This is a genomic window from Pseudomonas glycinae (assembly GCF_001594225.2).
GTDB lineage: Bacteria > Pseudomonadota > Gammaproteobacteria > Pseudomonadales > Pseudomonadaceae > Aquipseudomonas > Aquipseudomonas glycinae.
In genome coordinates this window covers 5,654,930-5,668,801 of record NZ_CP014205.2, presented here as the reverse complement: position 1 = coordinate 5,668,801, position 13,872 = coordinate 5,654,930, and the positions used below count along the sequence as shown (strand labels likewise).

The window sequence follows — 13,872 nt, the reverse complement described above, 5'->3', positions numbered from 1 at the left end:
CATCCTTCATTCAGACCGGCACCTTCATGCCGAAACGCAGTTTCACCCAGAACCGCGTGAATGCTGACGGCGGCTGCCATGGGCGCATCTCGCGCTGTATTTCAGTGGCGAGGGCCTGGCCGACACGGGCGAAGGAATAGCGACTTTCTGCAAAGGCCTGACCATTGCTGGCGATACGCTGCGACAGCTCCGGATCGCCCTGCAACAGTTTGATCTTTTCCACCGCCTCGTCTTCGCTGCGATAGAACACGGTGTTGTGCATGTCTTCGAAACCGAGCAACTTGTCTTCTTCGCCCTGACTCCAGGCAAGCAGCACACAACCGCAGGCCATGGCTTCGTAGTTCTTGATCATGAACTCGTTCATGCCGATGTCGGCGCTGACGAAAATCTTGATCCGATTGAGCGTTTCCAGGTACTCGGAGCCGGAGCGGGTGCGGGTCACCAGCATACCGGTACGCTGCGCCAGCGATTCGAGCAGAGCCTTGCGCTGGGCGTACTCGGTGCTCTTCAGGCTGCCGAGAAAACCGATGGGAATGTCGCGCTCGGACCCGGTGTTGCGCAGCATCTGCTCGTCATAACCCTTGGAGACGAACACCGTGTCGATGCCTTCAGCAAGCATCTTGCGTGCGACCACCGCCCCGGATACCAGCGCCCGGCAACTCGGCAGGCGCCTGTAGAGACGCGAATAAACGCCACGATATTTACTGGCGGGCATGTAGTTCTGGTAGGCGTCGTGTTCGAGAAAGACCAGCCCGGGAATGCACTTGAGCACCCGCAACTGCGGGACCAGGCGCTTGACTCTGGAGAAGATCACGACACGATCAAAGGTCTGGTAATCAACCGAGGCCAAAAAAGGCCCCAGGTTCATCTGTTGCTGTTTGCTGAGCCGATAGACGATGCATTCATCACAGTTCTGCTGCACGATGTCGTAGAGCCGGTCGAGAATGACCCGCTGTTCGTTCATCACCAGGAGCATGACTTTCATAGGTTAAATGACCACACGACGTAAGCAGGCAAGCGCAGCGGATTCAAACCTGCCAACATCAACGGAAACGGTTAGATCCCCAAGGCAAAATCCGTTCACACGCAGTACAAAACGATAAAGATCCATCTGATCAACGACTGCGGATTTTTTCGACAATCGCGGTCGTCGAACTGTTTTCCACCAGTCCCAGCACTTTCACGGTGCCGCCATAAGCCGTCACGATGTCGGCGCCGACCACCTGGTCAATCCCATAATCCCCGCCCTTGACCAGCACGTCCGGCTTGACCTCACGCAGCAGGTTTTCTGGCGTGCCTTCAGGGAAACTGATGACCCAGTCCACCGCCCCAAGCCCCGCCAGCACAGCCATGCGCCGGTCGACGCTGTTGATCGGACGGCCAGGCCCCTTGAGGCGGCTGACCGAAGCATCATCGTTGACCGCGACGATCAAACGATCGCCTTGAGCCCGCGCCTGCTCCAGGTAGGTCACATGACCGGCATGCAGGATGTCGAAGCAGCCATTGGTGAAAACGATTTTTTCGTTGTGTGCACGAGCATCGGCCACCGCGAGCAGCAACTGCTCCAGGCCCAATACACCGCGCTCGGAACCTTCTTCACGCTGAATGGCGCGACGCAGTTCCGGGGCGCTGATGGCCGCCGTACCCAACTTGCCGACCACGATGCCCGCCGCCAGGTTGGCCAGCGCTACCGCGTGCGGCAGTTCTTCGCCAGCGGCAATCGCAGCCGCCAGGGTGGAAATCACCGTGTCGCCGGCACCGGTCACGTCGAACACTTCACGGGCCCGCGCTGGCAAATGCAGCGCCGGATGATCCGGACGCAACAGGGTCATGCCGTGTTCGCCACGGGTGACCAGCAGTGCGCCGAGTTCCAGGTCATGCATCAGCGTCGCGCCCTTGGCCACCAGCTCGTGCTCATCGGCGCAACCGCCGACGATGGCTTCGAATTCGCTGAGGTTCGGGGTGATCAGGCTCGCGCCACGGTAGATCGAGAAATCCTTGCCCTTCGGGTCGGCCAGCACTGGAATGCCTTTGGCACGCGCAGCCTGGATCAGCGCCTGATGGTTTTTCAGGGCACCTTTGCCGTAGTCGGACAGCACCAGCACTTTGATGCCTTCCAGCAGGTCGTCGACCTGCGCGCCTAGGGCCAGTGCGTCGGTGGCGAACGGTTCTTCGAAGTCGATACGCAGCAATTGCTGGTGCCGGCTCATGACCCGCAGCTTGACGATGGTCGGCTGGTGCGCGATGCGCTGGAACAAGGCTCGCACGCCCGCACCCTTGAGGCTGTTGCTCAGGCTGTCGGCGGCTTCGTCGTCACCGGTCACACCGACCAGCGACGCCGGCGCGCCCAGCGCGGCAATGTTCAAGGCAACGTTGGCGGCACCGCCCGGGCGGTCTTCGATTTGCTCGACTTTAACGACAGGAACCGGCGCCTCAGGGGAAATCCGTGAGGTACCACCATGCCAGTAACGGTCGAGCATGACATCGCCGACCACCAAGACAGGGGCTTGATCGAATCGCGGCATGGACAACTTCATGGAGCAACCCACATACAAAATGAACAGGGGCGCGATATTAACACAGGGTTGGCGAAGGCTTGTGCGGCGGCTGCAACAGGATTGAAGCACTGGCCTTTTTGTGCATTTTTCAAGCAAGGAGGTCCTCAACCGACGACAGACCGCTGCAGCGAGAAAAAACGCCGGACGCATATTGCGCGCCCGGCGTTATCGAGGCCGGATCAGGCGATGTCTTCGGCCGGGGCGTCCAGACCCATGGCGTTGAGACGCGCGTAGTAGCCGTTCTGTGCCAGCAGGTCGTCGTGGGTGCCACGCTCGACGATCCGGCCTTGATCCATGACCAGAATCAGGTCGGCCTTCTCGATGGTCGACAGACGGTGAGCGATCACCAGCGTGGTGCGGCCTTTCATCACTTGATCCAGCGCCGCCTGAATGTGCCGCTCCGATTCCGTGTCGAGTGCCGAGGTCGCCTCGTCGAGAATCAGCAACGGCGCGTTCTTGAGCAAGGCACGGGCAATCGCCAGACGTTGGCGCTGACCGCCGGAAAGCAGCACGCCGTTTTCGCCGACCTGGGTGTCCAGGCCTTGGGGCAGCTGTGCAATGAAGTCCATGGCGTAGGCATCACGCGCGGCTTTCTCGATGTCTTCGCGCGGCGCCCCGGCCAGATCGCCATAGGCGATATTGTTGGCCACGGTGTCGCTGAACAGCGTGACGTGCTGGGTAACCTGGGCAATATGACGCCGCAGATTGAGCAGCTTGTATTGCTCCACTTCCACGCCATCGATCAGGATTTCGCCCTTGTCGTGGTGATAGAAGCGCGGAATCAGGTTGGCCAGGGTCGACTTGCCGCTGCCCGAACGTCCCACCAGCGCCACCATTTGTCCCGGCTCGACCGAGAAGCTGATGTCATCGAGCACCTGACGCTCGGTGCCCGGATAAGTGAAGCTCAGGTTGCGTACATCGAGGCGACCGCTGACCGAGTCGCGCTCGATCGTGCCGGTATCGACTTCAGGCTCGACGTCCAGTTGCTCGAAAATGCTTTCGGCACCGGCCACGCCCTTCTGGATGGTCGAACTGACTTCGGACAACTGGCGGATCGGCTTGGGCAGCAGGCCCGCCAGCGTGATGTAGGCCACCATGTCACCGGCCGAAGCGTCGCCGCGAAGGTACAGCACAAGGAACATCAGGATCGCCATGGCGCTGTAGATCACCAGTTGCAGCATGGGCGTGTAGATGGCCCCGGTGCGGGTCATGCGCAGCTGCTTGTCGGTATTGCCCTGACTGGCATTGAGGAAACGTTTCTCTTCGTAGGCTTCGCCGCCAAAGCTGCGCACCACTCGATAGCCCTGGATGGTTTCCGACGCCACGTGGGTCACGTCGCCCATGGCCAGCTGGATTTTCTTGCTCTGCTTGCGGAATTTCTTGCTCGCGGTGCGCACCATGACGGCAATCAGCGGCAGGATCGCGACCATCACCAGCGTCAGCTTCCAGTTCATGAACAGCAGGGAGGCGAACAGGAAGATTACTGTCATGCCCTCACGGATTACGACCTTGATCGCATCTGTTGCCGCCCCAGTGACCATCGTCACGTTGAAGGTGATACGCGAAATCAGGTGACCGGAGTTATGCTTGTCGAAATAACGGTTGGGCAGGACCAGCAAGTTGTTGAACAACTGCACCCGCAGGTCATGCACCAGGCCGAGGGAAACCTTGGCCAGAAAATAGTTGCCCAGATAGGATCCCAGGCCCTGCCACGCGGCGATCAGGATGATCAGCAGCGGTACGGCCTGCAACAGCTGCAGATCGCGCAGGTAAGGCACGCTGGGAAACAGCACTGCCTCGGGATTGGACAGGCCGTCCACAAAGTACTTGAGGATGTAGCCGAGCATCGGCTGGGTCGAGGCAAAAATCAGAAAACCGACGATGCTGATCAGGAACAGACTGATGTACGGCCGGACATAGCCGAGCAGGCGGAAGTAGATTTTCAAGCTCGAAGGGCTTGCGGCGGGACTGGAGTCGGTCATATCACGCGAAAGTCGATAAAAAGGACGCTGACTTTAGCACAGCTTCTTCAGGGTTCTGGCAATCGGCCAAAGGCTGTTATTGTTAGGCGTCTTTTTCTGCGTCAAATAGCCATCATCGAAATGGCCGATCAACTTCAGGATTGAATCTCTCAGCATGCAACTTCGCGGCTTCAGCAGTACGTCCAATCGAATTTTCGACTTCATCAGCCTGTGGATACTTCCCGCCGGCTACTTCCTGCTCTTGTGCGCGCTGTTTTTCCTGCCGGGTCGCAGTGTTCTTCACAAGCTGTTTTACGGCTTGTTCAGCATTCCGACGCTGATTGCACTGTGCCTGCGCCCGCGGGAACTCAAGGAAATGCTGCGTGAGCCGGTGATCATTGCGCTGCTGCTGTTTGCCGCCTGGGCACTGCTGAGCCTTTGCTGGGGTCCGCAGGAAGAACCGATAAGCGGTATGTTCAAGCCCCCGCTGCATACCTTGATGCTGTTCGCCGGATGTGTCCTGCTGGTTCGCTACCGCAGCGACATTCTTTCGCCATTGTTGTTCGGCGCCGCGCTGGTGGCCCTGGTCGCAACGATCAGTTTCCTGATTCCATTCGTGCTCCACTCTGATCCCGGCGAGCGCCTGATCGGTGGTGGCGCGTTCGACAACCCTTTGCTCAGCTCCCATCTGTTCGGATTTTTCTGCGCCTATTGGCTCAGCCTGAGCATGACCTGCAAGAATCGCCGGCTGTACTGGCTCAGCATTCCCGCGATGCTGATCATGTTCATGGCCGTGATCGGAACCGGCTCGCGCACCCCGCTGATGGCGCTGACCATGGCGGCATTGTGGCTGAGCCTGATTTGCTGGAACCGTCGCTCGCTGGTGCTGCTGGGGGCATTGGTGTTCGGCGGCGCAACCACGTCGGTGCTGTTCTCGAAGATGATCATCGAACGCGGTGACTCCTACCGTTTCGAAATCTGGCAGCAAGCCCTGGAAAAAATCGCCGAACACCCATGGATCGGCCACGGCTACAACGCCACACTGGCGATTGATCCGGGTGTCGGTTACAGCTTCCAGGAACCCCACAGCTTTGCGCTGGGCGTGCTTTATTACGTCGGGATCCTCGGCATGCTGCCGTGGCTGTTTTTTCAGGCCTGGGGCTTGCTGAGCAGTTGGCGCCAGCGCGTGCAGCCGCTGCTGATCATCGCCTCGACCTGGCTGGTGTTCGGCATCGGTGCCGGGCTGACCGAGGGTGGCGGGATCATTTCGCGCCCCAAGGAGCACTGGTTCCTGCTGTGGATTCCTTTGGCGCTGATTGCAGCCCTGAGCATCAATCAACGGGCCCGACGCCTTTTGACAATGCCGGTACAGAAGCTTTCGGCATCCGCTCTGCAACAGCTCGGCAACGGCGCCCAGGTCATCGAGGAAGACGGACTCGGTCCGAAGGTCCTGCGTCTGGCCGATGGCAGCTTTCTCAAGCTGTTTCGCCGCCGTCGCTGGTACACCTCGGGCAGTTTCAACCCGTATTCCGAGCGGTTTGCCGTCAACAGCGAACAGTTGCGCCGGATGGGCATTCCCACGCCCCAGGTGCTGAACCTGTATCGCCTCGACGACGGCAGCAGCGCCGTGCATTACACGCCGCTGCCGGGCCACACTCTGCGCCAGGTCTTGCAGGGCATCACCGCGCCGGCAGTGCGACAGGCGCTGGTGGAACGTTTTGGCAAATTCATGGCCGGCCTGCATGAGCAGGGCGTGTATTTCCGCTCGCTGCATCTGGGCAATGTGCTGGTGCTGGAGGATGGCGAGTTCGGGCTGATCGATCTGGCCGACCTGCGGATCTACCCTTCGCCCCTCAGCCTGTCACTGCGTCAGCGTAATCTGCGCCACATGCAACGCTACACCGTCGACCGGCGCTGGCTGTTCGAGGATCACCTCGAGGCACTGCTCCAGGGGTATGCCGTAACGGCGTCGAAATCCGCCGTAGAGAATCTGCACAGGCAAGTGCTGGCCGGCAACGCGCCGGCTCGGGTTCATTGATGATTCAGACCAGTGCGTTCAGTGCGAGCGACAACGACCTCAGTCTTTCTCCAGCGGCAAAAACAGTAACCGGCCCAGCCCGCGCCAGGTCTTCTTGTTCCAGGCCTTGAAAGGAATCTGCGCCAGCAGCTCCCGCGCCAGTTTGCGGTCGCGGCTGGCGGTCTTCAGAAACATCGAATTGAGCGACTTGTAGCGCACTTCGTCGTACAGCGGATGATCGCTGAACCGCGCGTAGGTGCGCAGGATGTTTTCGATCATGAAACGGTGGTTCTTGTAGGAGTTGGTGGCGTGCTTGCGATAGCGCGCCATGACCACGTTCAACCCATCGATGAAGTACCCGGCGCGGGTCACTTTCAGTTCGATGTACAGATCCTCCAGACGAATCGTCGGATCGAACCCGCCCACCTTGTCCAGTGCTTCGCGGCGAATCATCAGGGTCGGCGCCGGCGGGTAGGGCTTGCGCTCCAGAAACATGTCATCGAAATCCAGGCGCCGGAACGGTACGTCCCGGCGCTGACGCTTCTCCGGATAGAGATTGCCGTCGGCATCCATCAACTCGATGTTGCCGGCGCAGATGCCCACTTCCGGCTTGCCGTCCATGTAGGCGACCTGTGTCGCGATCCGGTCCGGGTACATGATGTCGTCGGAACCGAACGGCACGATCAGACTGCCCTTGGCCCGCGCGATCGCGCCATTGAGCGTATTGGTCAGGCCCTGATTCTGCTGCACCCGGAAATCGAAGCCGTGCTTTTCCTGCAAGGCCTGGATGCGCTCGACGCTATCGTCCTTCGAACCGTCATCGATCACCAGCAGCTCGATGTTCCGGTAGGTCTGATTGATGACACTGAGGATGCTTTCTTCGATGTACGGCCCGTGGTTGTAGGACGCGATGATGACGGTGACGAGGGGCTGGACACCGCTCATGGCACTTGTATCGCTCATGGCTGTTCCTTGCGGGCCTGCTCCAGGCCGGAGTCGATCAAATTCAGGTATTCCTGGCGGAAAACCTCGATGTCGTGCTGTTCCTGCAAGTAGCGGTAAGCCTGCTCGCCCTTGGCCTTGAGCTCGTCATCCGACAGCGCGAGGTAGCTGTCCAGCGCCGCGACCAGGCTCGGTACGTCCTTGGGTGTGATTGACAAGCCACCGGCACCTTCGATCAGCGGCAACATGGCCGGCACGTTCGAGGCAATCACCGGCAGGTGCCCGCTCATGCCTTCCAGCAAGGCCAGACCGAGGCCTTCGGCCAGCGACGGCATGGTCCAGATATCGAACGCGCGCACGTATTGCAGAGCATTTTCCTTGAAGCCCAGCAGGTGCGCGCGACCGCTCAGGCCCAACTGTTCGATCTCGGCCGCCAGCGGCGCCTGCAGGCGTCCGGCACCGATGATTGCCAGCTGGGTGTTCGGGTATTTGTCTTTGAGTTGGGCGAAAGCCTGTAACAGATAAGTGTGGCCCTTGACCGACACCAACCGCCCCAGTGCCCCGATCAGGAGCACATTCGGGTCGATGCCGAGCAATTCACGGGCACGCTCGCGGCTGTGCTGCAAACCCTCGGCCTGTTCGATGTCGATGGCATTGGTGATCGCGTAGGTGTTCTGGTCATTGAAACCGCAATTGCAATCCAGCAGGTACTGCTTGACCGCTGGCGACACCCCGACGAACCGCCAGTGCCGATCGATCAGGCGCTGAGTCTGGCGACGACGGTAAAAGCGGTCGTACTCGCCGAAACCGTGGGAAATGCCGATGCACAGCGGCACCTTCAACCAGCGGTTGAGCGTCAGCATCATGTTCACCGGCTTGAAGCGGTTGCAGATCACCACGTCGAATTTCTCCCGACGGCAGAACTTGTACAGCTGCCACATCGCCCGCAGGCGCATGCCCTTGAGGGACTTGTCGGAAAACTCGAAATACACCGAACGGTCGGCACGGCTGACCGCCTCGCCCGGTCCGGGTTTGCCGCGCAGGAAGGCGGCGGTCACTTCGTAACGGTCGGTCGGCAGCGCCTTGACGATCTGTTCGGCGAGGTCGGCGAAATCATGGGATTTGACGTTGTAATCGGGCTGCAGCTGCAGCACCTTTGCGCGTTGACTCATACCTCTCCCCGGTGCGATGCCGTCGCCCCTGTTTCGCTCTGCTTCAGTACCCAGAACAACTCCTGGCGTCTGATTGCTTTGCGGAAAAATTCGTTCTCGCCATAAACCGACGGACGCCGACCGGCCAGCAGTCGCTGAAACAACCGGCGCAGGCGACGCTTGAACGGGGCCGGTGGCTGCAGGTCATGCATCATGCCCAGCGCCATGGCCTTGTCCCGTTGCAATTGGATCGACAGCGGCAGGCACAGCGGCTGCATCGCGAGGGTCGCATCGAACGTCGGCGGCAAGGCGATGCCCTGCCCGCTGTCGCCCATCGGCCAACGGTCGTTGTCGTGCAAGTGGTTGGCGTAACCGAGCAGCGTCGGCTGCCATTCGAGGCCGCGCAAGGCTTCCAGCACCGCCTCTTGGGCGCAGATGTGATCGGGATGCGGATCCAGCGTCGGGTGCGGCATCACGATCACATCCGGGCGCGCGCGGGACAGCACGTCACGCAGGTCGGCCAGCAGGTTGTTCCAGGTCGGCGCGCCGTCGGCATCGCCGGGCAGGACAAACGGATTCAGCTGACGGAACATCCGCGTGTCGCTCAGATCGGCTTCGCGCGAGCCAATGGGTTGATTCGGTGCAGCCTGCATCGCCGCCAGTTGCAGGCAGAAATACCCGAGCTGCATGCAGTGTTCCTGCGGCACGCCGGCCCAGCGCGGTACGGCCAGACTGTCCCAGGCGCGCAGACGCCCCTTGAGCCGCGCCGCCTCGACCTTGTTCAGGCCCATCCGTTGATAATGTTCGGCTTCGATCTCGCCGGCGGTCAGGGTCACGATCCAGGCTTCTTTGGCCTGGCTGTACAAACCGTAGGCAGCCAGTTCGGCATCGTCGGCGTGAGGCGCGATGACCATCATCCGCTGCTGGCGGTAGTCCGGTTGTTCCAGCGCCCACAGCACCGGCTCGCCGGACACCCGGCAAAAGCGCCCGCGCAGACGCAACTGGCCTTGCGACAGGGCCTGCGCCTGGCCGCTGAGGTTCAGATAACGCAGGCCGTTAACGCCGCGCTCGAACGTCTGCGCGTCGGGATGGGTGCCCCCGACCAACTCGATCCGAGGATCGAAGAAGCGTCCCAGCCAGCTGCTTTTGACCTTCACGGCGAGGATCAGCGTGGCGTCGTCCACCAGCATCACACCTTCGTCGAGGCGCAACTGTTCGCCGTTCAGATGCACCTTTGGCTGCGGAGTGAACGGCGGAAAGCTGTATTGGTAATCGTCTTTCGGCGAATAGAACAGGTGATCGGCGAACCACGCCTCATGGGCAATCCAGCCAATGACCGCCAGCACCAGCGGCAGCCACCAGGCCACCAGCAAGCCAAGGGCGATCAACACGATCAGTGCGATCAGCAGGCCGATTCGTTTATTGCGCCGGTGACGCTTGAGCAGTTGCTGTTTGCGGCTCATGGGTTGACTCATACGGTGAAGACCGGCACAGGATTGCACCAGCGATCCTTGTATTCACGGTCGGCGCGACCGAAGGAAAAGCGCAGCGGCTTGTTCAGGGCCCGGGCATGTTCCCAGGCAGATTGCGTATTGAGGAAACTCAGGACGCTGCCGGGGCTGAATTCGCGGGTTTCAGGGTCGACGCCGCCGTTGATGTACTCAACGCTGATCCACTCCGGGGCTTCGACGCGGTACACCAGTTGGATGGCGATCGGCGCGTCGTTGAGGAAAATCACCGAACCGATCAACAACTCGCGCAGCAGTTCGACGACTTCGGCCATGCGCCCCGCACCTGTGGCCGGGAAACCCCAGCGGCGCTGGAACAGGTCGCAGTAGACCGCCGCCAGCTCCGCACTGGAGAAGTCGCTGACCGGCCGCACCACGCCGCCCGCCTCTTCCAGCAGGCGCAGTTCACGGCGCTGGTTGTAGCGAAACTTCTTCGACAGTTCTTCGGGGGTACGGGCCATGGCCAGTTGTTCGGTCTGCAACTTGAGGCCGCTGAAGCGGTTTTCGTTGAGCGCCGACAGGTAGCGCCCGCGATGGCGCAGCGGGGCCTGGGCATCGGCGGCGGCCGGCAGGATCAGCTCGGCGTTGCCAAGATCGAACAGGCCTTTCTTGCCGTTGCGCTTGAGCACGTCCTTGGACAAGGCCAGGTCGCGGCCCCAGGTCGGGATTGCGGCTTTGATTTCGCCCTGCTGCTCCCACGCCAGATAGCGCACCGGGATGCCGGCCAGATTCGCCAGCCGCTCGACCACCATGGGATGAGTCGCGACGCTGCCGCCAAAACGCTGCCAGGCCTGTGCATAAGTTGAGGCGTCAACGGGCGACCAGCCACGTTCGCGCCAGCCTTGAAATCGGTTGAGCATCAGCCCCTCGGTGCCAGATCGGTAACTTGCGGCAAATGCCAGAACGTGTCGCGTACGGCTCGATCGGAGAAGCGCTCACGCAGGCGGTCGAACATCATCTCGGCGCACTGACGACGCTGCTGCTCGTCCATGCCGGCCAGATGTTTCAAGCCTTGGGCCAGATGCTCGGCGTCACCCAGCGGAAACAGGATCCCGACGCCTTCGACCACCTCCTTCGCCCCGCCGCACGCCGTGGCCAGCAACGGCACGCCGGCAGCCATGGCCTCCAGCAGCACCATGCCAAACGGCTCATTGTCGGAACTCAGGGCAAACACATCGAACGCCCGGAAGTAATTGCGCGCGTCCGGCACCTGGCCGAGAAACAGCACCCGATCCCCGACGCCCAGCTCACGGGCAAGTGTCTTGAGTTCATCCTCAAGCCGCCCCTCGCCGAGAATCACCAATTGGCTATTGGCCGGCAGACCGGGCAGCGCTGCGGCAAAACCGTGCAGCAGCGTGGCCTGATCCTTGTCCGGGTGCAGACGACCGACATTGCCGACAATGAAGGCATCCGCCGACAGACCAAGGGTTTCGCGGGCTTCACGGGCGGACACCTGACTCATCTGCAACGCGGAGATATCGATGCGGTTGTAGAGGGTCTGGATGCGCGCTGCCGGCCATTTCGGCAGGCAACGGCGCATGTCGTCCCGCACCGCATCGGACACGCCGAGCAGGCTCAGACGCTTGCGGCAAATGTGCGCAAAGAGTTTGCGCGTGCCGCGTTGGTAATCGCCAAACGCGTGATGCACGCCAATCACCGGCAGCGAAGTACCGAGCAAGGCGATGTAGATCGGCTTGAAACGATGGGCGATGCAGAAACTGAAATTGCGGGAAGCGGCGATCTTGCGCAGATCGCCGATGGCGCCCAGCTTCAGGCCACGAATGGCCTTGGAGCTGTATTCCATGAACAACACTTCATCGGAGGCGCAGGCTGCGGCCACCTCGCTATCGGCGGCCCCGGTCAGAAAGACCGTGGTCACCCGATAACCGGTACCCGCGAACAGGCTGGCGTACTGCCGCGCGCAGTCCAGGAACGGCCCGTCATAGCCGTGGGAGAACTGCAGCACATGGCGTTCAGCCGAGCGTGTCATAAGCGTTTGCGCCTTCTTTGACCACCAGGATGTCTTCCATGATCAGGTATTGCAGATCCGAGCCGAAAAACATGTTCAGTGCGTCGGTCGGCGAGCAGATCATCGGTTCGCCACGGCGGTTGAGCGAGGTGTTCAGGGACACGCCGTTGCCGGTCAGCACTTCCAGCGCCTTCATCATGTCATAGTAGCGCGGGTTGTATTCGCGCTTGAGCACCTGGGCCCGGGACGTGCCGTCTTCGTGGACGACTTCCGGCACGCGGGTCTTCCACTCTTCCGCCACTTCGAAGGTGAAGGTCATGAACGGCGCCGGGTGATCGATCTTGATCATCTGTGGCGCAACGGTGTCGAGCATCGACGGGCAGAAAGGCCTCCAGCGCTCGCGGAACTTGATCTGGTGGTTGATGCGGTCAGCCACGCCAGCCACGCTCGGGCAACCGATGATCGAACGACCGCCCAGCGCGCGCGGACCGAACTCCATGCGGCCCTGGAACCAGGCCACCGGGTTGCCATCGACCATGATTTTGGCGATCTGCTCCGGCATGTTGTCAAGCTTGCGCCAGGTCGGCTTGTTCTCGTGACGGGCACATGCGGCGATCACGTCTTCGTTGCTGTACGACGGGCCGAGGTAGACGTGTTCCATCTTCTCGACCGGCACGCCACGGGCGTTGGACACATAGGCCGCTGCGCCGACTGCGGTGCCGGCATCGCCGGAGGCAGGCTGCACGAACAGTTCCTTGACGTCGTCGCGGGCGATGATTTTCTGGTTGAGCTTGACGTTCAACGCACAGCCACCGGCATAGGCCAGTTTGCCGGTTTCCTTGAGCACGTCGCCCAGGTAGTAGTCGATCATCTGCAGCGCGATTTTTTCGAACAGCGCCTGAATGCTGGCAGCGTAGTGGATGTAAGGCTCGTCGGCGATGTCGCCTTCGCGCTTCGGGCCCAGCCACTCGATCAGCTTCGGCGAGAAGTAGTAACCCTTGCCCTTCTCTTTATAGCGACGCAGGCCGATCACGTTGGCGTAGTCAGTGTTGATCACCAGCTCGCCGTTTTCGAACGAAGCCAGGCGCGAGAAATCGTATTTGCTGGCGTCGCCGTACGGCGCCATGCCCATGACCTTGAACTCGCCGTCAAGCATGTCGAAACCGAGGAACTCGGTGATCGCGCCGTACAGGCCGCCGAGGGAGTCCGGATCGAAGAATTCCTTGATCTTGTGGATCTTGCCGTTCTCGCCATAACCGAAGAAGGTCGTGGCGTACTCGCCCTTGCCGTCGATGCCGAGGATCGCGGTTTTCTCTTTGAAACCCGAGCAGTGGTAGGCGCTGGAAGCGTGGGCCAGGTGGTGTTCAACCGGCTCGATCTTGATTTTCTTCGGATCGAAACCCAGTTGCTCCAGGCACCAGACGATCTTGTTGCGATAGCGCTTGTAGCGACGGTTGCCCATCAGGATCGCGTCGAGCGCACGGTCCGGGGCGTACCAGTAACGCTTGGCGTACTGCCAGCGCGCCTTGCCGAAAATGCTGATCGGGGCGAACGGAATCGCGACCACGTCAACGTCGGACGGCTTGATGCCTGCCTGCTCCAGGCAGAACTTCGCCGATTCGTAGGGCATGCGGTTCTTTGCATGTTTATCGCGTACGAAGCGCTCTTCCTCAGCCGCCGCGACCAGCTTGCCGTCGATGTACAAGGCTGCTGAAGGATCATGGCTAAGGGCGCCGGACAGGCCAAGAATCGTCAATGCCACAGGG

The 13,872-nt window shown here is 60.9% G+C and carries 10 protein-coding genes; 1 reads left to right on the top strand and 9 read right to left on the bottom strand.

Annotated elements, in window-relative coordinates; genetic code table 11:
* Positions 1-10: 10 nt before the first annotated feature.
* The 3 genes from AWU82_RS25845 to msbA all read right to left on the bottom strand — a co-directional run bounded on the left by AWU82_RS25845 (position 11) and on the right by msbA (position 4,540).
* Positions 11-985 (bottom strand): glycosyltransferase family protein, encoded by a 975-nt coding sequence (locus tag AWU82_RS25845; RefSeq protein WP_064382895.1) that lies wholly within the window; start codon positions 983-985, stop codon positions 11-13.
* A gap of 130 nt (positions 986-1,115) precedes the next feature.
* Positions 1,116-2,537 (bottom strand): bifunctional D-glycero-beta-D-manno-heptose-7-phosphate kinase/D-glycero-beta-D-manno-heptose 1-phosphate adenylyltransferase HldE, encoded by a 1,422-nt coding sequence (gene hldE / locus AWU82_RS25840; protein ID WP_064382894.1) that lies wholly within the window; start codon positions 2,535-2,537, stop codon positions 1,116-1,118.
* A 200-nt stretch (positions 2,538-2,737) separates the two neighbouring features.
* On the bottom strand, positions 2,738-4,540 hold the full coding sequence (msbA, locus tag AWU82_RS25835) for a lipid A export permease/ATP-binding protein MsbA (protein WP_064382893.1): 1,803 nt from the start codon (positions 4,538-4,540) through the stop codon (positions 2,738-2,740).
* Positions 4,541-4,694: 154 nt separating this feature from the next.
* Between msbA and AWU82_RS25830 the strand changes: the two genes are divergently transcribed.
* A complete protein-coding gene (locus AWU82_RS25830) occupies positions 4,695-6,557 on the top strand; it encodes a bifunctional O-antigen ligase/aminoglycoside phosphotransferase family protein (RefSeq protein WP_064382892.1) in 1,863 nt (620 codons plus the stop codon).
* Between the two features lie 39 nt (positions 6,558-6,596).
* On the opposite strand, the gene AWU82_RS25825 is transcribed toward AWU82_RS25830, so the two are convergent.
* The 6 genes from AWU82_RS25825 to AWU82_RS25800 are packed head-to-tail and all read right to left on the bottom strand — an operon-like array spanning position 6,597 to position 13,868.
* Positions 6,597-7,481, bottom strand: a complete 885-nt coding sequence (locus AWU82_RS25825; protein WP_064384147.1) for a glycosyltransferase — start codon at positions 7,479-7,481, stop codon at positions 6,597-6,599.
* 14 nt (positions 7,482-7,495) lie between these two features.
* Positions 7,496-8,650, bottom strand: a complete 1,155-nt coding sequence (locus AWU82_RS25820) for a glycosyltransferase family 4 protein (RefSeq protein WP_064382891.1) — start codon at positions 8,648-8,650, stop codon at positions 7,496-7,498.
* Positions 8,647-10,092, bottom strand: a complete 1,446-nt coding sequence (locus AWU82_RS25815) for a PIG-L family deacetylase (protein WP_064382890.1) — start codon at positions 10,090-10,092, stop codon at positions 8,647-8,649. Before AWU82_RS25815 ends, AWU82_RS25820 begins: the two co-directional genes overlap by 4 nt.
* Positions 10,093-10,100: 8 nt before the next feature.
* The gene (locus AWU82_RS25810) at positions 10,101-10,997 is read right to left on the bottom strand and encodes an antimicrobial resistance protein Mig-14 (RefSeq protein ID WP_064382889.1); all 897 of its coding nucleotides are present in this window, start codon (positions 10,995-10,997) and stop codon (positions 10,101-10,103) included.
* Positions 10,997-12,127, bottom strand: a complete 1,131-nt coding sequence (locus tag AWU82_RS25805; protein ID WP_064382888.1) for a glycosyltransferase — start codon at positions 12,125-12,127, stop codon at positions 10,997-10,999. Before AWU82_RS25805 ends, AWU82_RS25810 begins: the two co-directional genes overlap by 1 nt.
* On the bottom strand, positions 12,111-13,868 hold the full coding sequence (locus AWU82_RS25800; RefSeq protein ID WP_007952261.1) for a carbamoyltransferase family protein: 1,758 nt from the start codon (positions 13,866-13,868) through the stop codon (positions 12,111-12,113). Before AWU82_RS25800 ends, AWU82_RS25805 begins: the two co-directional genes overlap by 17 nt.
* Positions 13,869-13,872: the final 4 nt, after the last annotated feature.

What these genes read in the sequence shown, in the direction of transcription:
- hldE (WP_064382894.1), bottom strand. Translation starts at nt 2,537, where the DNA reads ATGAAGTTGTCCATGCCGCGATTCGATCAAGCCCCTGTCTTGGTGGTC.
- AWU82_RS25810 (WP_064382889.1), bottom strand. Translation starts at nt 10,997, where the DNA reads ATGCTCAACCGATTTCAAGGCTGGCGCGAACGTGGCTGGTCGCCCGTT.
- AWU82_RS25830 (WP_064382892.1), top strand. Translation starts at nt 4,695, where the DNA reads ATGCAACTTCGCGGCTTCAGCAGTACGTCCAATCGAATTTTCGACTTC.
- AWU82_RS25805 (WP_064382888.1), bottom strand. Translation starts at nt 12,127, where the DNA reads ATGACACGCTCGGCTGAACGCCATGTGCTGCAGTTCTCCCACGGCTAT.
- AWU82_RS25845 (WP_064382895.1), bottom strand. Translation starts at nt 985, where the DNA reads ATGAAAGTCATGCTCCTGGTGATGAACGAACAGCGGGTCATTCTCGAC.
- msbA (WP_064382893.1), bottom strand. Translation starts at nt 4,540, where the DNA reads ATGACCGACTCCAGTCCCGCCGCAAGCCCTTCGAGCTTGAAAATCTAC.
- AWU82_RS25815 (WP_064382890.1), bottom strand. Translation starts at nt 10,092, where the DNA reads ATGAGCCGCAAACAGCAACTGCTCAAGCGTCACCGGCGCAATAAACGA.
- AWU82_RS25820 (WP_064382891.1), bottom strand. Translation starts at nt 8,650, where the DNA reads ATGAGTCAACGCGCAAAGGTGCTGCAGCTGCAGCCCGATTACAACGTC.
- AWU82_RS25825 (WP_064384147.1), bottom strand. Translation starts at nt 7,481, where the DNA reads ATGAGCGGTGTCCAGCCCCTCGTCACCGTCATCATCGCGTCCTACAAC.